Origin of the sequence: Microbacterium galbinum (genome assembly GCF_023091225.1) — a bacterium.
GTDB classification, from domain to species: domain Bacteria; phylum Actinomycetota; class Actinomycetes; order Actinomycetales; family Microbacteriaceae; genus Microbacterium; species Microbacterium galbinum.
Window position 1 is genome coordinate 628,599 of sequence record NZ_JAHWXM010000001.1, and the last position, 20,462, is coordinate 649,060.

Sequence of the window (20,462 nt, forward strand, 5' to 3'; positions counted from 1 at the left end):
GATTCTACGCGAGTCGACCGACGCGGATCGTCGGCTCGGCCCGGCTTCTCGAATCAGCGGGACCAGCGGAGGTCGCCGATGAGGTCGAGCGCATCGCGGAGCACGTTCTCGGGTGCCGCACGACCCGCCCCCTGCTCCGCCCAGACCCGGAGCGACGAGAGCACCGCGGCGGCGTGAGCCGCACCGAGGATATCGGCGCGGATCTCATCGATCCCCGAGGCGCGGGCGGCCTGTGCGATCGCCGCGGCCAGCCGCGCCTGGCGCACGCCCGCGTCGCGCGGAAGCTCGTCCTCGAGGCCCATCGCCGCGACGTTCCGCAGTGCGAGGGCCAGGGGGTCGGGGGCGAACTCCCGCACCGCTGCGAGCAGGATCAGGCGCACGTCCGCGTCGCTCGCGTCACGATCGAGGGCGTCGAGAGCATCGGATGCCTCAGCGATGCGAGCGTCGAGCCCCGACCAGAGCACGTCGCTCTTCGACGCGAAGTAGTTGAAGAAGCTCGACCGGCTCACCCCTGCCCGCTGAGTGATCTCGGCGATGGAGGTCGACTCGTACCCCTGCTCGAGGAAGAGTTCGCAGGCGGCCTCGGCGAGCGTCTCGCGAGACGACGCCTTCGGGCGTCCGGCACGACCGGTGGTCTTCATGCCTTCACGGTACCGCGCCGCGCCGATGCGTCGCGGCGAGCATCGAGAGGCGTATTGTTGGACGCGTTACAACAATGCGCTTCGACGGGAGATCGGATGCTGGACATCGTGACGGCCGGACTCGCTCCGGACCTCGTCCCTTACGCCGAGGGATGGGATCTTCAACGACGGATCCACACGGACGTGGTCGACGGCACCCGCCCCGACACGCTCATCCTGCTCGAGCACGAGGCCGTGTACACCGCCGGCAAGCGCACCGAGCCGCACGAACGCCCCGCGGACGGGACGCCCGTGATCGACGTCGACCGCGGTGGGAAGATCACCTGGCATGGACCGGGGCAGCTCGTCGGATACCCCATCGTCCGACTCGAGGAGCCGCTCGACGTCGTCGCCCACGTGCGCCGCCTAGAGCGTCTGCTGATCGATGTCCTCGGACCGCTCGGCGTGGACGGCTACCAGGTCGAGGGCAGGAGCGGCGTCTGGGTGCGCCGCCCGCTGTCCGAGGACAAGGTCGCCGCTATCGGCGTGCGGGTGCAGCAGGGCGTGACGATGCACGGGTTCGCGCTCAACTGCGACAACTCCCTCGCAGGCTTCCGCGGCATCATCCCGTGCGGCATCACCGATGCCGGCGTCACCACCATCAGCGAGATCGTCGGGGCGGACGTCTCCCCCGCCGACGTCCTCTCCTCCGTGATCCGCACCTTCGCCACCGAGTACTCAGGAGTCACCGCATGACCGCCGTCCCCGAGGGGCGCAAGCTCCTCCGCCTCGAAGTACGAAACGCCGAGACGCCGATCGAACGCAAGCCCGAATGGATCCGCACCAAGGCCAAGATGGGCCCGGAGTACACGGCCCTGCAGTCGCTCGTGAAGAGCGAGGACCTGCACACCGTGTGCCAGGAGGCCGGTTGCCCCAACATCTTCGAGTGCTGGGAGGACCGCGAGGCCACCTTCCTCATCGGGGGCTCGCAATGCACGCGCCGGTGCGACTTCTGCCAGATCGACACCGGCAAGCCCGCCGACTACGACACCGACGAGCCGCGTCGGGTCGCCGAGAGCGTGGTGCGGATGAACCTTCGCTACGCGACGGTGACCAGCGTCGCGCGTGACGATCTGCCGGACACGGGAGCCTGGCTCAACGCGGAGACCGTCCGCAAGATCCACGAGCTCAATCCGAACACCGGCGTCGAGCTGCTGGCCAACGAGCACAACGCCGATCCGGCGTTCCTGGGGCAGATCTTCGATGCGCGCCCCGAGGTCTTCGCGCACAACGTCGAGACCGTGCCGCGCATCTTCAAGCGCATCCGCCCGGCGTTCCGCTACGAGCGCTCGCTCGACGTGATCACACAGGCGCGAGACGCCGGCCTCATCACCAAGTCGAACCTCATCCTGGGCATGGGTGAGGAACCGGAGGAGGTCGTCCAGGCGCTCCAGGATCTGCACGACGCCGGGTGCGACATCATCACCATCACGCAGTACCTGCGCCCGTCGCCGCGTCACCTCCCGGTGGCGCGCTGGGTGAAGCCGGCGGAGTTCGTCGAGTTCAAGGACGAGGCCGAGCGCATCGGGTTCCTCGGTGTCCTGGCCGGGCCCCTCGTGCGTTCGTCGTACCGTGCGGGCCGCCTGTGGGCGCAGTCGATGGTGTCGAAGGGACGGGAGATCCCCGCGCACCTCGCCCACATCGCCGACAGCGCGGATCTGGGATTCGCCCAGGCGGTCTGAGCACAGACCGTCGCGTCAGTCGGCGCTCATCACCGACTGCACGCTGCCGTCGGAACCGAGGTTCACCAGGAGCACGTCGTCGGTGGTGGCGGCGTCGAGCGCGTACTCCAGCACCGCGAACGGCTCGGACCCGCCGTGCTCGTCGGCGAGGATCGTCATGCTCATGAGCCGGAGAGAACGGATGATGTCGACGGCGGCGTCGCCCGAGATGTCGACGAGGACATCGGGGAGGTCGTCACCGTAGGCCTCCTGCTGCTGCAGGATGTACTCGGTCACCTCGCTCGTGCGATCGTCGACCTCCGACAGCATCCCGCGACGTGCCGTGTCGTCGACGTTCTCGAGCCCGGCGATCAACGAGGCTGCGATGTCGAGCGCCTCGGACGACACATCGTCCTGATCGGGCGCGGTCAGGTCGACGGTGACGCTCTGGTCGCCGAGTTCGACCGTCTCCGACCAGAAGATCGATCCGTCCGGCCCTGAGGACAGGAGCCCGAAGTAGTCGTGTTCGATCGCCATACCGCTATGAAACCAGCCTCATGCTCGCGACGGTAGTCCCGTCGTCATCCGACAAGTGATTGCACGAACACGTGCGGGGTGAATCCGGTCAGGTCATCGATGCCCTCACCCTGACCGAGGAGCTTGACGGGGATGCCGGTGCGCTCCTGAACCGCCAGAACGAAACCGCCCTTGGCAGACCCGTCGAGCTTCGTGAGGACGAGTCCCGTGACCCCCGCGTGCTGCAGGAAGGACTCCGCCTGCATCACCCCGTTCTGCCCGGTCGTGGCGTCGAGCACCAGCAGCACCTCGCTGATCGGCGCCTGCTTCTCGACCACACGCCGGATCTTGCCGAGCTCGTCCATCAGGCCGCCCTTGGTGTGCAGCCGGCCCGCGGTGTCGATGATCGCGATCTCGATCCCCTCGCGCTGCGCGTACTCGACGGTCTGGAACGCCACCGATGCGGGGTCCTGGCCCTCCTGCTGAGGCCGCACGATCGCGGCGCCACCGCGCTGGGCCCAGGTGGCGAGCTGGTCGACGGCCGCCGCGCGGAAGGTGTCGGCGGCGCCCACGACGACACTGCGCTGGAATCCGCGCAGGAACTTCGTGAACTTCCCGATCGTGGTCGTCTTCCCGACGCCGTTCACACCCACGACGAGCACCACGGCGGGGCGCTCGGTGAGCTTGAGCGTGGTGTCGAACTTCGCGAAGTGCTCCTCGAGCGTCTCGCGCAGCATCCGCTGGAGGTCTTTCGGGTCGGTCGTACGGAACCGTTCGACCTTCGCCCGGAGCTCCTCGACGATGCGCTCGCTGATGTCGGGACCGAAGTCCGCCGTGATCAGCGCCGTCTCGAGGTCGTCCCAGGTCGTCTCATCGATCGTGGGCTTGACGAACATGCCGCGCAGTGCGCGACCGAGGGACCAGGACTTCTCCGCCATGCCCCCCAGCCTACGGGGCGCGAAGCATCGCGGAGTCCGCCGCCGTCCCCGGCGATTCGCTGCGAGACCTCAGCTCGCCGCGGCCGCGCGATCGCCCACGCGCTGCCCGACCACCGCGGAGACGCCGTCCTGACGCATCGACACGCCGTACAGCGCGTCGGCGATCTCCATCGTGCGCTTCTGGTGCGTGATCACGAGCAGCTGCGAGGTCTCGCGCAGTTGCTCGAAGACCGTGAGAAGTCGGCCGAGGTTCGCATCGTCGAGCGCGGCCTCGACCTCGTCGAGGATGTAGAACGGGCTCGGACGCGCCTTGAAGATCGCCACGAGCAGAGCGACGGCTGCGAGTGAGCGCTCTCCGCCCGAGAGCAGGGAGAGCCGTTCGATCTTCTTCCCGACCGGGCGCACGGCGACCTCGATCCCGGTCGTGAGCATGTTGTCGGGGTCGGTGAGCGAGATGCTCCCCGTACCGCCGGGGAACAGCAGGGGGAAGACCTCGCCGAACGCCTCCTGGGTATCCGCGAACGCGCTCGCGAAGATGGTCTGCATCCGCTCGTCGAGGTCGGCGATGATCGTCATCAGGTCTTGACGGGTCTGCGTGAGATCCGCGAGCTGTTCGGTGAGGAACGCGTGACGCTGTTCCAGCGCGGCGAATTCCTCGAGCGCGAGCGGATTCACCCGGCCGAGTTGTGCGAGCTTGCGCTCGGCGTCGGCCAGGCGTCGCTGCTGGATGCGGCGGTCGAACGGAATGGTCAGGTCGACGTCGATCTCGTGGTCGTCCGAGACCTCGGCGATGTCGCGCGGAACGGGCTGATCGGGGCCGTACTCGGCGACGAGGATGTCTTCGTCGAGCGCGAGCTCGGAGGCGACGCGTTCGAGCAGCCCGGTCAGGTGGAGCTTCTTCTCGTGGATCTGCAGTTCGAGGCCGTGCACGCTCTCGGTGAGCCCGGCCAGGCGTTCCCGCAATGAGGACTCCTGCGCCCGCAGTCCGGTGAGCTCCTGGTTCTGGGCCGCCCGAGCCGTCTCGGCCTCGGCCAGCGCCACGCGCGCCTCGGTGACCGAACGGTCGAGCGAGTCGAGGACGCGAGGGAGCTCCTCGGCGACACCGGCGGCCGCCTCGCGCTGCGCGCGGCGGATCACGGCACGGCGGGCAGCTTCGGCGGCGGCATCCCGCTCCTGCTCGCGCTGGCGCTCCAGTGCGGTCACCCGCGACTGCGCCGCACGCACGCGTTCGCGGAGCGTCTCGATCTCGAGCCGCGCCCGCACCTCGCCCTCGCGCGCGGATTCCAACGCCTCCAGCAGACCGTCACGCGCCGAGGCATCGAGCACGGGGCGGGGAGCGGAGACGGCATCGTCGAGCGCGGTCTTCGCGGACTCCGCCTTCGCCTCGGCATCCGCCACGGCCGATTGCGCCTGTGCGAGACCGGTCTCGAGACGCTCGCACTCGGCGACCGCGGCTTCGTGACGCACCGTGATGCGGTTCACCTGTTCGGCGTGCGTGGCCAGGGCCGCGTCCAGCTCGCGCAGTGCGCGCAGGGCGTCCTTCGACTGGCGCCGCGTCGTCTCGACGGCCTCGTTCGCGTCTTCCCGTGCCTCGCGGAGCGAATCCACGATCACCTGCACCTCGGCGAGCCGCTCTGTGGCGGCGTCGCGCTCGGCCGCGAGCTCGAGGCGCGAGCGTTCGCCTCCCGACCCGGTGCGCAGGCTGTGGGCGGTGACGACGTCTCCGCCGACGGTGACGATCGTGGTCGACTCGTCGTCGAGCGCATCCAGAGCGGTGCGCGCAGCGCGAGCAGCATCGAGATCGTCGGCGATGAGGACGTGGGCGAGAATTCCGAGCACTCCCGCGGGCGCATCGACGGCCGAAACCGCCGGGGTCACTCCGGACAACTGCGGGAGTTCGACCGAACGACGCGAGGTCTCGGCCGCGACGAAGTCGACCACTCCCCTCCGCTGGTCGGCCGCTTCGGCAGCCAGCGTGAACGCATCGGCGGCTGTATCGACGAGCACGCCCTCGGCGAGGGGACCGAGCACGGCGGCCACCGCGGCTTCGAAGCCCGATCGGACCTGCACCGCGTCGCCGACGAGACCCCGGATCCCCGGGCCACCCGCCTTCACGATCTCGGCGGAACCACCCGACAGCGCCAGCGCGCTCCCGAGCGCCGCCGCCTTGGCCGTCAACGAGTCGACCTCGCGCTCGGCGGCGTGCAGCCGCTCGCGCAGAGTCTCGCGCTCAGCCTCCGCCGCGGTCGCCGCGCGCTGCGCACTCTCGTACGCCGCAGAGTAATCGGCCGCAGAACCTTCGGGCGCCTCGGCATCCTCGATCGCCTCGAGCGCCTCCGACGCCTCTCGCCGCCGCTCGTTCGCGGCCTCGAGCGCGTTCTCCTGGCGGAGCACCGCGCCGCGCACGGCGGCAAGCGCGGAGGCGGCCGCATCGGCGGTGCCGCGCAGCTCCGAGAGACGCATGTCGTACTCCGACACCAGAGCGCTCTGCTCTGCGATGTCGACGTCGAGCGTGTCGAGCTCGGCGCGGGCGTTCAGGACTTCTCGGCTGGCCGCGACGGCCGCGTCCTGGGCGTCACCGAGACCGGCCGAGATCTCGGTGATGTCGTCCTTGGCCTCGTCGATCGTCGCCTGCGTCACGGTGACCGCGGTGACCGCGGCATCGTCGTCCTCGGTGCCGAGGAGGGCGAGCCGCTGATTGGCGAGCGTGTAGAGACCGCGCATGCGCTCCTGCACCTGCTCCAGCCCGAACGCGACGCCGCGCGCCTGATCGACGGCGACGGAGTTCTGATCCTGTTCGAGCCGGTGGATGCTCGCCCGCACGGTGTCGGCCTGGTCCGAGAGCACGAGGCGCTCGGTGTGTCGTTCCTTCTCCGTGCGCGTGTGGTCGGCCAGCGCCGTGCGCAGGGCCACGACGTCGTCGGCGAAGATTCGTGCCTTCGCATCGCGCACGACGGCAGCGATCGACTGCGCCTCGCGGGCGATCTCGGCCTGACGACCGAGCGGCTTGAGTTGGCGACGGATCTCCCCCGCGAGATCGCTCAGACGCGTCAGGTTCGTCTCCATCGCGTCGAGCTTGCGAACCGTCTTCTCCTTGCGTCGACGGTGCTTGAGGATGCCGGCGGCTTCTTCGATGAAGCCGCGCCGATCTTCGGGCGACGCCTGCAAAACGGTATCGAGACGTCCTTGCCCGACGATCACGTGCATCTCACGACCGAGGCCGGAATCGCTGAGCAGCTCCTGCAGATCGAGGAGCCGGCAGCTGTCGCCGTTGATGGCGTACTCGCTCGATCCGTTGCGGAAGAGCGTTCGGCTGATCGTCACCTCGGCGTACTCGATCGGAAGCGCACCGTCGCTGTTGTCGATCGTCAGCTGAACCTCGGCACGACCCAGCGGGCCGCGCGTCGACGTGCCCGCGAAAATGACGTCCTCCATCTTGCCGCCGCGGAGGGTCTTCGCGCCCTGCTCCCCCATCACCCAGGCGAGAGCGTCGACGACGTTCGACTTACCGGAGCCGTTCGGTCCCACGATGCACGTCACACCGGGTTCGAAGACGAAGCTCGTCGGTTGCGCGAACGACTTGAAGCCCTTGAGGGTCAGGCTCTTCAGATGCATCGGGGCACCGATCGTTCGGGGAGAATCACGCCCATACGTTACCGGAAATGCGGGATTCGGCCGGGAGACCGCGCGGGAGGCACCCGAGACCGACACGCGCGACACGCCGTGAAACTGGGAAAATGCTTGACTCGGTGCCCGAACGTTCGCTAGCTTGGGCCACCGACACCTCAAGAAGGGAGGTTACCGATGATGAACATTCAGCTCTCCGCACAGACCAACGGTCTGGTCGCGCACGCTTCCACTGCGCCGCGCCTTGCGTACTCGGTAACCGACCTCGGCGTCGACGGCAACGCTGTCTCCTAGAACAGCACCTGCCCTCGACTGATCCCCTCGGGGATCCGTCCGCGTCGATCGCCCTGTGCGCCACCGCCGCCGAGCGTCATCGATCCGCGGCTCACGCCTCTCGGCATCCGCTCTCCGCGCCCTCTGCGCATCCGTCCGTCCGGCCGTCCGGCCGTCGACGCCGCGTCTTCCGCGTTTCTGCACACCCCTTTCGAAGGAAACCACCGTGAACATCACGCTGTCCCGCAACATCACCCACCCACCGGATACTCAGGACCGCACGGTCCTGCACATCCCCGAACCCGAAGAACTGCGCGCCCTGTCGCTCGGTGATCGCCTGTCACTGCGGATCGGCCTCTGGCTGCTCCGTCGGACGCAACGCCCCCGCCGACCGAAGCGCGAGTTCGCTCCGGCTGCACCGCTGTTCCTCCACGACCAGCACCGCAGCCCCCAGGAGAGCGCGGCGATCCTCGCCTACCACCTCCAGCGTCAGATGCACTGAGAAGGAGAATCGGATGAGCATCCCCCTCAGCGCAGGCGCGACCCTGCATCCGCTCGTGGTTCCGGCCCGGGCGGATGCAGCGGACGCGGGCGAGTTCCGTGAGCTCGCCCGCGTCCGCAACCTCGTCTACCGCGAACTCACCGGACGCGACGAGCAGGATCTGTCGCCGGCCGAACTCCTCCCCCGACTGCGATCGCGCGAGGAGCAGACGACGCTCGTATGGACCGTCCGACTCGCCGACGAGATGATCGGTCGCGTCGTCGTCGATCTCCCCCACGAAGCGGGGTCGCGTGTGGCGATCGCGACCATCGAGTTGCGTCCGCTCGCCTGGGGGCGCGGCATCGGGCGGGCGATCCTCCCTCACGTCGAGGAGGCTGCGCGAGCGCACGGCCGCGGTGTGATCCAGAACTGGACGGAACAGCCCACCGCTGACGGGGCGCGCCTCGAATCGCCCACCGGGCACGGCAGCGTCCCGAACGATCATGTCGCCCGCTTCCTCACCCGCAGCGGCTTCTCGCTCGAGCAGGTGTACCGGATCAGCCTGCTGGACCTCGACGACGTCGCCCGCGCGCGGAGCGCCGAGCTCCTCGCCGAGGCGGAGGCCGCATCGAGCGACTACCGGGTCGTGCGCTGGACGCTGCCGACACCGGCCGAACACCTCGACGGGTACGCCTGGTTGAAGTCGCGTATGTCGACGGACGCACCGTCGGCCGACCTCGACGCCGACGAGGAGGCATGGGATGCGGCACGCGTGCGCCGCATGGAGCAACGGCAGGCCGAGGCGGGTCACACTCTCCAGGTCACCGCCGCCCAGCACATCGTCACGGGCGAACTCGCCGCGTTCACCGAACTCGGCACCGGCACGAGCGGATCGACGACGACGATCCAGCACGACACCCTGGTGCTGCGCGAGCACCGCGGACACCGACTCGGGCTGCGCGTGAAATGCGCAGCCCTACAGAGCTGGACTGCGATCGCGCCGACCTCCCAGCGGGTGATCACCTACAACGCCGAAGAGAATCGGCCGATGCTCGCCATCAACGAAGCGATCGGCTTCACCGCGCGCGCCTACGAGGGCGCTTGGAAGAAAGAACTGACATGACCACCCCGACGACGGTCGTCCCCCTCGCCGTTCCCCTGACGCTCGACGACCCCGACGCCGCGGGGTTCCTCGCCTATGGCGAACTCGGCCACCGGGTATGCGACGAGATGGTCGGCCTGCCCGATCTCGCACCGACCGCCGCGCAGATGCTGCCCGCGTGGCACGACACGACCGACACACTGCACACGGGCTTCCTCGCCCGACGGGGCGACCGCATCGTCGGCGCCGTCACCGTCGACTACGCCCAGGAGGCGGGGGCGCGGGTGGCCGAGCTCGACCTGCTCGTGCCGGAGGAGCACTGGAGCGAAGGCGTCGAAGAGGCTCTGCTCGATCGCGCCGAGGACGAGGCGCGCGCACGCGGACGCGACATCCTCCAGATCTGGAGCCTGCACCGCCCGATCGAGGCTGATCGGATGCTGGTCCCGAAGACCGGCTGGGGACGAGTGCCCGCGATCGCGCTGACCGACCTGCTGGGGGCGCGCGGCTACCGACTCGAGCAGGTCGAACGCAACAGCGAACTCGATCTCACCGCCGACCCGGCGCCGCTGCGCGACGCTCTGGAGCAGGCGATGAGCCGAGCCGGTTCCGACTACCGCCGCATCGAGTGGAATCTGCCGACCCCGCCGGAGCTGCGCGACGGCTACGCCGATGTGCTGGCACGGTTGGTGACCGATGCACCGAGCGGCGACATGGAGTTCGACGCCGAGGAGTGGGATGCCGCACGCGTCGTGCGTCGTGATGCCCGCCTCACGAGCGCCGGCCAGATGGTCTCCGTCGCCGCGGTGCGACATGTGCCGACCGGCGCGATCGTCGCGTACAACGAGCTGCTCATCGGCGAGGACCGCGCGGGCGTGACGCATCAGTTCGGCACGCTCGTCGCTCGGGAGCACCGCGGGCATCGGCTCGGCACCATCGTCAAGTGCGCAAACCTGCTGCGGTGGCGCGAACTCGCGCCCGACTCGACGCGGGTCTCGACCTTCAATGCCGAGGAGAACCTGCCGATGCTCGACATCAACGAGGCGATCGGTTTCGTACCGGTCTCGTATGTCGGGGCGTGGCAGAAGAAGCTCTGAGGAGGAACGGATGGCCCTGTGGTCGGAGCGCACATCGTGGATGTGACATTCGAGGAGAAGCGTATCCTCGTGCACCTCGATGACGGCCGCGCGTTGGCCGCCCCGCTGACCTCGGTGGGGCCGACGGTCGCGGCGATGAGTGCTGCGGAGCGCGCGGGCTGGATCCTCACCGATTCCGGCCACGGTGTGAACTGGCCCGCTGCCGGGCAGACCTCGGAAGGGGGCGCCCTGAGCGTCTGGAGCATCGAACAGGACGCCCTCTTCGAAGAAGCCCTCGCGGAGCTGGAGTCCGCCGCGTGGAAACCCGATGCCCTCGCCCCCCGTTCGCGAGCGCTGGTTGCGCTCTGGCGGCTGGTCGCCGACGGATACAACGGCGGCCTTATCCAGTTCCTGGGCAACTGGGGCATCGCCGAAGTGCAAACCGCCCGCGCGGCGCTCTCCGAATGCGGGGCGCACCGCACCAACGCCGCGCTCCAGGAGTTCTGGGATCTCATCGGCCCGATCACGGAGTCCGAAGAGGTCAGCACGATAGACGACGTCTACCGCGCGGTCGCGGGCGAGCTCGCCCCTCGTGTCGACGAGATCGACGAGGACTTCTGGGATGCCGCAGAAGAGCTGACGCTGCGTGTGCCGCTGACCTATGGGCCCGCGCGCTCGGCGCTGGAGTCGCCTGCAGCGGAGTCCCCGGCCGTCGGGTACGACGAGTGAGCGCGGCTCCCGATGCCGCGACCGAGGCGTACAAGCGAGCTCTCGTGGACGAAGCGCTGACCCGCACTCCCCGCGGGGGCTTTCCCGAGATCGAACGGCGCTAGGGGCTTCGCCCCGGAACCCTGTTCGATTGGGTCGACGCGTACGGGCCGCCCAAGCTCCCTACCCCCTTCTCCGCACTCCACTTCTGGATCGGCACGACAGCGCAGACCGAAGCGTAGTTCTTCTCCTACTTCGAGGTGCCCGACTCCTATTGGCAGGATGAGGAGGCATCCGCGGTCGATGCCGGTATCGGATTCAGCGTCGATCTCGACGAAGAACACGTGTACGACGAAGACCTGTTGCTCGTCATCCACCACGATGTCCCGCGCTCGGTCGCGGAGCTCGTCGCCGAGAGCACCCTCGAAGCGGAAGTCTCGACAGCAGCGATCGAAAAGAAGTGCGCTGAACTCGGCATCCACGACGCGAATGCCATGTTCGTCTACGGCGATCCGACCCAGGTGGTCACCGATACGACCAAGCTGTACAACGGACTCGCCTACATCGGCCTGTTCGCGGGCTGATCCGGCGATCACTTCGGAGTTCGAACGTGCCTCAGCCGCACGCCCAATCGAAGGCATCGGACTCGAGGTCGATCTGAGCGTTGCCTCCACCACCGAAGTTCGTCCCGACGATCTCTTCGATCTCCAGATACCAGGGAGTCAGCCCGTCCGGCATCGCCTGCACGGGAAACGCGGTTCCACCGAGATGACTCATCCCCCACAGCGGCGCGGCCCACGGGCGCAGTTCGTAACGCTCGTCCAACGGACTCGAGTAGTCATCGGGCGCGACGACACCCGCACCGACCTCTCCGGGGGCGAATCCGGCGTTGGGATCGACGCGCGGAACCAGCCACACGTCCGTCGTCGGTTCGTGAGTGTCCCAGGCGTTGCAGCCCTCGCTCTCGTCGGACCAGGAGCCGGGCAGGCGCAGATCACCTCGCGGTGCCGTGGGCCCTGCGGCGAGCTCGTCTGCCGTCAGCCAGAGCAGCGCGAACTCTCCGTCGATGAGGTCGCGCCGCCGACGAAGGCCAGGATGTTCGACGGCCTCGGCCAGATCACGCAGGAAGGGGTCGGCCGACCCTGCATCCGCGATCACGGGATCGGGCGCGAACTGGCCCTCACCGGCGAAGAACGCGATTCCCGGATACCGGCTCCCCTGCCGCCGATAGTCCTCGGGCAGCCATAGGGTGACGACGTGCATCATCGGGAGTCCGGTCGCAGAGCTTCGCGGCCAGTGCCTCCAATCGACACCCGGGCCATAGCTTCCGGCCCACCCGGCAGGAGGCTGCGGAGGCACCGGCGCAACCGCCGCACGGCCGGGAGCCGCGGCGACTCCATCGTGAGAGCGGAAGAGGAGATTCCATGCGGTGGGCGTCGAGGTCATACCGAGAGACTAGACGCTACGGGGGAGACTGGACTCCGAGCGGAGCGGTCATGGCCTCCGCTGGCAGCGCGGACAGTAGTGCGAGGAGCGATTCATGAAGCTCTCCCGCACGATGGGCTTTCCGCAGCGCGGGCAGGGTTTGCCGCCGCGCCCGTAGGCGTTCAACGAGTGGGCGAAGTATCCCGCCTGGCCGTTGACGTTGACGTACTGCGCATCGAAACTCGTACCACCCTCGGCGAGGGCCTTGGCGAGCACGGAGCGGACCTCGCCGAGAAGCCGACGCGCGGCCTGCGTCGACAGTCGGTCGGCCGGGGTCTCGGGGTGGATGCGAGCGGCCCACAGCGCCTCGTCGGCGTAGATGTTGCCGATGCCGCTGACGACCGTCTGGTCGAGGAGAACCCGTTTGATCGCGCTGCCGCGTTTGGCCAGGGCCGCGCGGAAGATCACGTCGTCGAAGAACGGATCGATCGGGTCGCGGGCGATGTGCAGCACCTGCGATGGCACGGCGCTCGGGCCGTCGGCGACGAGAGCGTCGACGGCGAGTGATCCGAACGTGCGCTGGTCGGCGAACACGACGGCGAGCTCGCCGTGCGTCGGATGTTCGATGTGCAGTCGGATGCGCTCGTGACGCTCGGCCGAAGCATCCGGCGCGCGCAGCAGCATCTGACCGCTCATCCCGAGATGCGCGATCAAGGCGGAGTCATCCGACTCGAGCGGCATCCACAGGAACTTGCCGCGTCGCGAGGCCGTGACGACACGACGCCCTTCGAGGCGACGCACGAAATCCGCAGCGCCGGCCGGATGCCGGGTGAGGGCACGCTCGTCGAACACGCTGACACCCGTGATGATCGCGCCGGTCATGGCGGGAGCGAGCCCCGCTCGGACGACCTCGACTTCGGGAAGCTCAGGCACGTTCGCTGAGGAAGCGCCAGGCGCTGAGCGCCGCAGCCATCTCGGCCGTCTTCTTGCTGCTGCCCAGGCCGTTCATCCGGACATCGCCGACGACGACCGTCGCCGTGAAGCGCCGATCGTGATCCGGACCGCTGGCGACCACCCCGTAGACGGGCGGGGTCGCGCCGATACGTGCGGCCAGCTCTTGCAGGCTGGTCTTCGGGTCCATCGCCGCGCCGTAGCGCTCGGGGTCGTCGAGCAGCGGCCGGGTGAGTCGCAGAACGAGCTCGGTCGCCGCATCCGGACCCGCCGAGAGGTAGGTCGCGCCGATGACGGCTTCCATGGTGTCGGCGAGGATCGAGTCCTTGTCGCGTCCACCGGTCTGCTCTTCGCCGCGTCCCAGGAGAAGGTGACTGCCGAGATCGATTCCTCGTGCCACCTCGGCCAGCGCCACGGTCGACACGACGCTCGCTCGGCGCTTCGCCAGCTGCCCCTCGTCGAGTTCGGGGTGCGTGGTGAACAGCATCACGGTCACCGCCTGCCCGAGCACCGAGTCCCCGAGGAACTCAAGACGCTCGTTGTGCGGGATGCCGCCGTGCTCGTAGGCGTAGGAACGATGAGTGAGCGCCAACTCCAGAAGCTCCGCGTCGATATCGACGCGGAGCTTGGCTGGGAGAGGTCGCTTCCCCTCAGGGACCTCCGTCACGATGACTCGCGACTCAGACGTCAGCGACCTTGCGGCCCTTGTACTCGAGGAACAGCTCGGTGCCCTGCGAGTCGGTGACGACCTTCGCCTGGTGCGGACGGCTGTAGACGACCTTGCCGTTCTCGATCGTCTTCACGAGGGCGACGGGCGCCGCCTTCCACTGCGCGCGGCGCGAGCGGGTGTTCGAACGGGAAACCTTGCGCTTCGGGGGGTTACCAGCCATGACTAGCTCTCTTCTTTCTCGGCGGCGCGGCTCTGTGCCGTTCCGTCTTGGTCTGTGATCTGCTGGAGCGCACTCCATCGAGGATCGATGGGAGCGGCCTGCTCCGTTCCGGTGCTCGCGGTCAGCCTTTCGCCCGTTTCCGGGTCGAGACCCAGGCAATCCGGCTGACACACCGGCTGAAATGGAAGCGCCAAAACGGTCGCATCCCTGACGAGAGTTTCAAGATCCACGTGGTCGTCTTGAACCTCGAAGTCAGTTTCTTCCTCACCAGGATACGCGAAAAGCTCCTGGAACTCGACTTCGACGGGCCGAGCGATGTCGATGAGGCATCGACCGCACACGCCGACGTACTCCGCGTCGGCCGCTCCGGAGACGAGAATCCCCTCGTGCACGGACTCCAGTCGCACGTCGAGGTCAAGGTTCGAGCCCTTCTCGAACGAAACGATCCCCTCGCCCCACTGCTCGGGAAGCGTCACCGTGAAGGTATGCTCGCGCATCTCCCCCGGCCGCCGGACGATGTCGCGGACGGGCAGGATGAAGGGGCCGTTCAGTCGGGATCGCACCCGACAATGCTACCGGCCCTCACCGGCGCGGGGCTGGACGAACGCTCCGTCTCAGATCCCCCGGGCGCCCGTGTCGAGGAACTCGGCCACCACCGGCGGGACGAACGGGGAGATGTCGCCCCCGAGCGAGGCCACCTGACGCACGAGTGAGCTCGACACCAGCGCGTGCGCGGGATCGGGCAGGAGGAATACGGTCTCGATGTCGGCGAGGTGGCGGTTCACGATCGCCATCGGCGACTCGTAGGCCACGTCGATCTGCGATCGGATGCCCTTGACGAGGACTCCCGCATTCACGTCGCGCGCGTAGTCGACGAGCAGCCCCATGCTCCACGAGCCGATGATGATGTTGCCGGGCATCCCGTCGTCGGCGATCGATCGCTCCAGCAAGGACATGCGCTGAGCGATCGGGAGCATCGCCTCCTTGCCGGGGTTGTGCACGACGAGCACGTGGAGCTCGTCGAACAGGGTCGCGGCCCGCCGGATCACGTCGAGGTGTCCGAGCGTGGGCGGATCGAAGGAACCGGGGACGACGGCGATCCTGCTGCTCATGCCCACCAGCCTAGGGCACCTCTCCGATGCACTCCCCGTGCGGCGACATCGAGCTCAGTTCTTCGCGAGCGCGGCTCTGTCCTCGTCACTCACTCGCCGGAGGATCGCGTCGCGCAGACCGGCGTGTCGCGTGAGGTCGGGGTCAGCCGCGAGGATCTCCTCACCCAGCTCGCGAGCACGCACGATGAGGCCCGCGTCCTTCACGACCCGGAGGAGTTTGAGCGAGGAGCGCACGCCCGCCTGGGCGGCGCCGAGCACGTCGCCTTCGCCGCGCAGCTCGAGATCGACCTCGGCCAGCGCGAAGCCATCGAGCGTAGCCGCGACGGCATCGACGCGCTCTCGGGCGACGGAGCCGGACTCGGCCTCCGTGACCAGCAGGCAGAGCCCCGGGACGCCACCGCGACCGACGCGTCCACGCAGTTGGTGGAGTTGGGACACGCCGAAGCGATCGGCGTCGAGCACGATCATGGTCGACGCGTTCGGAACGTCGACGCCGACCTCGATCACGGTCGTCGCGAGCAGGAGATCGATCTCGCCGCGCGCGAACGCCTGCATGACCGCATCCTTCTCGTCGGACGGCATCCGCCCGTGCAGGACCGCACGTCGCAACCCGCCGAGTGTGGGATGGGTCGCGAGCGCCTCATCGAGCTGCACGACGCCCCAGCGCGGGCCGTTCCCGCCTTCCGACGCGATCGCCGGCTGCTCCCCCGCCTCGCCGGTCTTCTTGGTCGTGTCGATGGCCGCGCACACCGCGAAGACCTGACGCCCCTGGGCGATCTCCTCGGCCGCGCGTTCCCAGACACGGTTGAACCACCCGGGATGCTCGGCGAGCGGAGCGACGAAGGACTCGATGCCCGCGCGCCCCGCCGGCATCGTCCGGATGACGGAGGTGTCGAGGTCGCCGAAGACCGTCATGGCCACCGTGCGCGGGATCGGGGTCGCGGTGAGCACGAGTGCGTGCGGGCTCGAGCCCTTCGCGCGCAGCGCCTCGCGCTGCTCGACGCCGAAGCGGTGCTGTTCATCGACGACCACGAGACCGAGGTCGGCGAACGTGGTCTTCTCGCCGAGGAGTGCGTGGGTGCCGACCACGATCAATGCCTGGCCGGAGGCGACGCGCAGGGCGGCCTTGCGTCGCTCGGCAGCCGGCATCTGGCCGGTGAGGAGAGTCGGCATCACGAGCGGAGCCAGTTCGCGACCGAGCATCTTGGTGATCGAGCGCAGATGCTGCCCCGCGAGCACCTCGGTCGGGGCGATGAGCGCCGCCTGTCCCCCGCTCTCGGCCACCTGGAGCATCGCCCTCAGCGCGACGAGCGTCTTTCCCGAACCGACCTCGCCCTGCACCAGCCGGTTCATCGGCCACGCGCCGATCAGGTCTTCGGCGACCTGCGCACCGACCGTCTGCTGGTCGGGCGTGAGCGTGTAGGGCAACGCGGCATCGAAGCGCTCGAGCAGCCCTCCCGGCGACGCGGCGCGGGGGGTCGCGGAGAGCGCGCGCACCGCATCACGCTGCTGGAGCAGAGCGGTCTGCAGGGTCAATGCCTCGTGCATGCGCAGAGTGCGCACCGCAGGATCGATGTCGTTCTTGGTGCGGGGCCGATGGATGAGCTCGATGGCCTCGCGCGCGGTGAGGAGCTCCTCTCGGGATCGCACGGATTCCGGGAGCGGATCGGGCACGTCGACGAGCGCATCGATCACCCGACCGACGAATCTCGCGATCTGCCAGGTCTGTACCGTCGACGTCGCCGGGTAGATCGGGATCGGCACCGAAGCGCGGGCATCCGCACTGCGTCGAGCGGAATCCTCGTCATCGAACAACTCGTACTCGGGATGCGCGAACTGCGTCACGCCGTTGAACTCCCCGACCTTGCCGGAGAACACGCCTCGCCGACCCACCGCGAGATCGTTCGACCGCCACTCCGCCTGACCGATGTTCTTCGCGAAGAACGTCAGCGACATCCGACCGATCCCGTCGCCGATCACGACGTCCACCATCGCCCCGTTGCGATTGCGCATGCGACGAAAGCTCGACGAGAGCACCTCGGCCACGATCGTCACCGTTTCGCCGAGCGGGAGCTCGCGGATCGGAGTCAGCTCGCCCGGATCGGCGTAGCGGCGCGGATAGTGCGAGAGAAGATCGCCCACCGTGCGCATCGAGAACGCCCGATCCAGCGTCTTCGCGGTCGTCGTACCCAACGCGTCGTCGAGCGACGAATCCAGGGTGAGCGACATGCATCGAGTCTAGGGAACGCCACCGACACCCGCGTCACTCCGCCTGTCGTATCGTGAACGGGTGACGAGGATCATCGCCGGTACGGCCGGAGGAACGCGCCTGGAGGTGCCGGACGCCGGCACCCGCCCCACGAGCGATCGGGTGCGGGAGTCGCTCTTCGGAGCGCTCGAGTCGTTCGGCGCCATCGATGACGCCCGGGTGCTCGATCTGTACGCCGGCTCCGGCGCCCTGGGGCTGGAGTCGCTCAGCCGCGGCGCTCGCAGCGCCGATCTGGTCGAACGGGGGCGCGCCGCCGCAGCGATCGTGCGCAAGAACTCCGCGGCCGTCGCACGCGCCGGCGGAGTCGCGGCGGCCCGCGTGCACGAGAGCGCCGTGCATCCGTTCCTCGTGCGTGCGCAGGGCCCGTTCGACCTGGTGTTCACCGACCCGCCGTACGACCTCGATGACGAGGCGATGACCGCGGATCTCGTCGCCCTCGCGCCATTGCTGTCCCCCGACGCACTGGTCGTGGTCGAGCGTGCGCGCCGATCGACACCCCCGGATCTCGACGCCGCGGGGCTCGAGCTCGTGCGCGAGAAGACCTACGGCGACACCACAGTGTGGTGGGGGCAGCCGCTCGACGGCGCGGATCGCGATCAGCCCGCGGCGGAGTCCCAGTCGCGATAGGGGTCCCAACCCCGGACATCCACGGGTTCGCCATCGCACAGCACACCGTCACCGGATCGCTCGACCACGCGTCCGATCACGCGGAAGCCCGGAGCGAGCATCCCCTCGGGGAAGGTGGCCAGAAGGGCGTGGTCCTCGCCTCCGGCCAGGGCACGACGCGCATCCGGCCCGAGCGCGTGCCCGTCGAGTGCGAGGGTGACACCGGAGGCATCCGCCAGGCGACCGGCGTCGAGCGCGAGCCCGTCGGACACGTCCATCATCGCGGTCGCACCCGTCACGGCGGCCATCGGTCCGAGGCCGATCGGCGGTGACGGTCGCAGCTGGGCGGCGACCGCGGCCGCCTCACCGTCGCCGAGCCTCGACGGATCGACGGGGACAGGCGTCTCGCCGTCGCGGAAACGACCGAACAGCACCGCCAGCCCGTGGGCCGCGAGGCCCAGCTCACCGGCGATGGCGACGGATTCCCCGGGCCGCGCGCCCGAGCGGGTGATGGCCGAGCGCCACTCGAGATCGCCGAGGGCGGTGACCGCGACGGTCAGCACATCCGAGACCGTCAGATCGCCCCCGACCACCGCGCACCCCGGCGCGAGCGCCTCGCACGCGTCGCGGAAGCCGTCGGCCAGCCGCTCGACGAACGACAGCCGCAGATCGCGAGGGACGGCGAGGGCGACCAGCAGGGCTGTCGGACGAGCCCCCATCGCGGCGACATCGGCGAGGTTGACCGCGGCGGCCTTCCACCCGAGGTCGTAGCCGGAGGTCCAGGCGAGACGGAAGTCGGGACCGTGCACGAGGGTGTCGGTCGTCGCGACCACCGAACCCGATGGGGCGGAGATCACCGCCGCGTCGTCTCCGGGACCGAGGATCGTGTGCGATCCGGGCGGCGTGCGCGACAGGATCGCGCGCAGGATGCTTCCCTCCGAGAGCTCGCCGAGCAGGGGGTCGTGGTTCTCGGGTCGGGAGGGCATGAACTCAAAGGTAGCCTGGAAGCATGCCCCTCTTCCGTCGCCTCGCTGCTGCCGTCGCGGTCGCCGGCGCCGCTGCGATCGCCCTCGCCGGATGCTCCACGACGATCCACCTCGAGCCCGCGGATGATGCGAACAACCCGGCCTGTGCGAACGTATCGGTGCTGCTGCCCGAGAACGTCGCCGGCTTCGACCGGGTATGGACGGATGCCCAGGCCACGGGAGCATGGGGTGATCCGACGATCGTGCTCCGCTGCGGCGTCGCCCCGCCCGCGCCGTCGGATCTCGTCTGCACGACGATCGGCAGCGTGGACTGGCTCGTGCTCGACCAGGAGGAAGAGCGTCAACGCCTGGTCACCTACGGGCGCGACCCCGCCGTCGAGGTCATCATCCGACGCGGCGCCGAGATCGACTTCCGCACGGTCGTCGAGAAGCTCTCCGCCAGCATCCAGCCCGGGCTCGAGCGGGCGACCGCGAAATGCACCGACCGCGTGGAGTCCCCCGCCGGCTGAGCGCGGTCTCCTAGACTCGCGGCATGAACCCTCAGCCCGCGAATCGAACTCCCGTCATCGCCGCCGTCCTGGTGGGCGTCGGCGCTCTCCTCAGCTCCCTCGCCGGCTACCTCTTCGTGCTCGGCGGCGTGCCGAATGTCCCGCGGGCCTGGATCCTGCCCGATCCGCTCGGGTGGGGCTTCGGCCGCGGAGGCTCTCCGCTGCCGGTCCTGGGCATGCTCCTGGCGCTCGTCGTGCTGAGCGGCCTGACCTGGCTCTTCGTGAGAATGATCGTCCGCGGAGCTCTTCCCGGGCGCGGGGCCGCCGTCTTCTTCGGCACCTGGGGTGCCGTGATGATCGCGTCCGCAGCCGCCGGCCTCGTCCGTGCGCCGCTGACCCTCGCGTACCTCCAGATCGACCCCACGCAGATCGAGATCTACCAGGTGCAGTTCTTCACGATCAGCACCGCGGGACTCACCTGGGCACTCGTCTGGGGGTGGGTCACCGCTCTCGTGGCCGCGATCGTCCACCGCGCTGCAGCCGGCCCGGCGGCGCCGAGCGGTGCGTACGGCGCCGGGCATCCCGCACCTGCGTACCCGCCCCAGCAGGCGTATCCGCAGCAGCAGTACCCGGGCCCGCACCCCGGCCAGCCTCAGCCTCCGACAGCGGGCTGAGG

The 20,462-nt window shown here is 69.0% G+C and carries 22 protein-coding genes; 10 read left to right on the plus strand and 12 right to left on the minus strand.

Annotated elements, in window-relative coordinates; all coding sequences use genetic code 11:
- Nucleotides 1–53: 53 nt before the first annotated feature.
- Entirely contained in the window at nt 54–641 is a 588-nt protein-coding gene (locus KZC52_RS03160; protein ID WP_247622610.1) for a TetR/AcrR family transcriptional regulator, read from the minus strand.
- A gap of 96 nt (nt 642–737) precedes the next feature.
- On the opposite strand from KZC52_RS03160, the gene lipB reads away from it, so the two are divergent.
- Nucleotides 738–1,376, plus strand: coding sequence for a lipoyl(octanoyl) transferase LipB (gene lipB, locus KZC52_RS03165; protein ID WP_247622611.1), 639 nt, complete (start codon nt 738–740; stop codon nt 1,374–1,376).
- Entirely contained in the window at nt 1,373–2,362 is a 990-nt protein-coding gene (gene lipA / locus KZC52_RS03170) for a lipoyl synthase (RefSeq protein ID WP_247622612.1), read from the plus strand. The genes lipB and lipA overlap by 4 nt, the downstream gene beginning before the upstream one ends.
- A 15-nt stretch (nt 2,363–2,377) precedes the next feature.
- Here lipA and KZC52_RS03175 read toward each other — a convergent pair whose 3' ends face one another.
- From KZC52_RS03175 to smc, 3 genes are all read right to left on the minus strand, one after another.
- Nucleotides 2,378–2,878, minus strand: a complete 501-nt coding sequence (locus KZC52_RS03175) for a DUF2004 domain-containing protein (RefSeq protein WP_247622613.1) — start codon at nt 2,876–2,878, stop codon at nt 2,378–2,380.
- A gap of 44 nt (nt 2,879–2,922) precedes the next feature.
- Nucleotides 2,923–3,795, minus strand: coding sequence for a signal recognition particle-docking protein FtsY (ftsY, locus tag KZC52_RS03180; protein WP_247622614.1), 873 nt, complete (start codon nt 3,793–3,795; stop codon nt 2,923–2,925).
- Between the two features lie 69 nt (nt 3,796–3,864).
- The gene (gene smc, locus KZC52_RS03185) at nt 3,865–7,410 is read right to left on the minus strand and encodes a chromosome segregation protein SMC (protein ID WP_247622615.1); all 3,546 of its coding nucleotides are present in this window, start codon (nt 7,408–7,410) and stop codon (nt 3,865–3,867) included.
- Between the two features lie 511 nt (nt 7,411–7,921).
- On the opposite strand from smc, the gene KZC52_RS03190 reads away from it, so the two are divergent.
- The 5 genes from KZC52_RS03190 (at nt 7,922) to KZC52_RS03210 (ending at nt 11,643) form a co-directional block, all read left to right on the plus strand.
- Nucleotides 7,922–8,197 carry a hypothetical protein gene (locus KZC52_RS03190; RefSeq protein ID WP_247622616.1) on the plus strand — a complete coding sequence of 92 codons (276 nt, stop codon included), beginning with the start codon at nt 7,922–7,924 and terminating at the stop codon, nt 8,195–8,197.
- A 13-nt stretch (nt 8,198–8,210) separates the two neighbouring features.
- Nucleotides 8,211–9,299, plus strand: coding sequence for a GNAT family N-acetyltransferase (locus KZC52_RS03195; RefSeq protein WP_247622617.1), 1,089 nt, complete (start codon nt 8,211–8,213; stop codon nt 9,297–9,299).
- The gene (locus KZC52_RS03200; protein WP_247622618.1) at nt 9,296–10,372 is read left to right on the plus strand and encodes a GNAT family N-acetyltransferase; all 1,077 of its coding nucleotides are present in this window, start codon (nt 9,296–9,298) and stop codon (nt 10,370–10,372) included. The genes KZC52_RS03195 and KZC52_RS03200 overlap by 4 nt, the downstream gene beginning before the upstream one ends.
- A 36-nt stretch (nt 10,373–10,408) precedes the next feature.
- On the plus strand, nt 10,409–11,080 hold the full coding sequence (locus KZC52_RS03205) for a DMP19 family protein (protein ID WP_247622619.1): 672 nt from the start codon (nt 10,409–10,411) through the stop codon (nt 11,078–11,080).
- 239 nt (nt 11,081–11,319) lie between these two features.
- Entirely contained in the window at nt 11,320–11,643 is a 324-nt protein-coding gene (locus tag KZC52_RS03210) for an immunity 22 family protein (RefSeq protein WP_247622620.1), read from the plus strand.
- Between the two features lie 31 nt (nt 11,644–11,674).
- Here the strand turns inward: KZC52_RS03210 and KZC52_RS03215 are convergent, their stop codons facing one another.
- The 7 genes from KZC52_RS03215 to KZC52_RS03245 all read right to left on the minus strand — a co-directional run bounded on the left by KZC52_RS03215 (nt 11,675) and on the right by KZC52_RS03245 (nt 17,666).
- Nucleotides 11,675–12,325, minus strand: coding sequence for a hypothetical protein (locus KZC52_RS03215; protein ID WP_247622621.1), 651 nt, complete (start codon nt 12,323–12,325; stop codon nt 11,675–11,677).
- Nucleotides 12,326–12,553: 228 nt separating this feature from the next.
- Nucleotides 12,554–13,417, minus strand: coding sequence for a bifunctional DNA-formamidopyrimidine glycosylase/DNA-(apurinic or apyrimidinic site) lyase (gene mutM, locus KZC52_RS03220; protein ID WP_247622622.1), 864 nt, complete (start codon nt 13,415–13,417; stop codon nt 12,554–12,556).
- Nucleotides 13,410–14,102 (minus strand): ribonuclease III, encoded by a 693-nt coding sequence (gene rnc, locus KZC52_RS03225; RefSeq protein WP_282185349.1) that lies wholly within the window; start codon nt 14,100–14,102, stop codon nt 13,410–13,412. The genes mutM and rnc overlap by 8 nt, the downstream gene beginning before the upstream one ends.
- Before the next feature lie 13 nt (nt 14,103–14,115).
- Nucleotides 14,116–14,325: a 50S ribosomal protein L32 gene (gene rpmF / locus KZC52_RS03230; protein WP_247622624.1), complete on the minus strand. Its 210-nt coding sequence runs from the start codon at nt 14,323–14,325 to the stop codon at nt 14,116–14,118.
- Between the two features lie 2 nt (nt 14,326–14,327).
- Entirely contained in the window at nt 14,328–14,876 is a 549-nt protein-coding gene (locus KZC52_RS03235; RefSeq protein WP_247624698.1) for a YceD family protein, read from the minus strand.
- A 63-nt stretch (nt 14,877–14,939) separates the two neighbouring features.
- Nucleotides 14,940–15,437 carry a pantetheine-phosphate adenylyltransferase gene (coaD, locus tag KZC52_RS03240; RefSeq protein WP_247622625.1) on the minus strand — a complete coding sequence of 166 codons (498 nt, stop codon included), beginning with the start codon at nt 15,435–15,437 and terminating at the stop codon, nt 14,940–14,942.
- 54 nt (nt 15,438–15,491) lie between these two features.
- Complete coding sequence (locus KZC52_RS03245) at nt 15,492–17,666, minus strand: ATP-dependent DNA helicase RecG (protein WP_247622626.1); 2,175 nt, start codon at nt 17,664–17,666, stop codon at nt 15,492–15,494.
- A gap of 61 nt (nt 17,667–17,727) precedes the next feature.
- Here KZC52_RS03245 and rsmD point away from each other — a divergent pair, with 61 nt between their 5' ends.
- On the plus strand, nt 17,728–18,333 hold the full coding sequence (rsmD, locus tag KZC52_RS03250; RefSeq protein WP_247622627.1) for a 16S rRNA (guanine(966)-N(2))-methyltransferase RsmD: 606 nt from the start codon (nt 17,728–17,730) through the stop codon (nt 18,331–18,333).
- Here rsmD and thiL read toward each other — a convergent pair.
- Entirely contained in the window at nt 18,303–19,298 is a 996-nt protein-coding gene (gene thiL / locus KZC52_RS03255) for a thiamine-phosphate kinase (RefSeq protein WP_247622628.1), read from the minus strand. The genes rsmD and thiL overlap by 31 nt on opposite strands.
- Before the next feature lie 23 nt (nt 19,299–19,321).
- Here thiL and KZC52_RS03260 point away from each other — a divergent pair, with 23 nt between their 5' ends.
- Both KZC52_RS03260 and KZC52_RS03265 read left to right on the plus strand, forming a co-directional pair.
- The gene (locus KZC52_RS03260; protein ID WP_247622629.1) at nt 19,322–19,807 is read left to right on the plus strand and encodes a DUF3515 family protein; all 486 of its coding nucleotides are present in this window, start codon (nt 19,322–19,324) and stop codon (nt 19,805–19,807) included.
- Between the two features lie 23 nt (nt 19,808–19,830).
- Nucleotides 19,831–20,460, plus strand: coding sequence for a hypothetical protein (locus KZC52_RS03265; protein ID WP_247622630.1), 630 nt, complete (start codon nt 19,831–19,833; stop codon nt 20,458–20,460).
- Nucleotides 20,461–20,462: the final 2 nt, after the last annotated feature.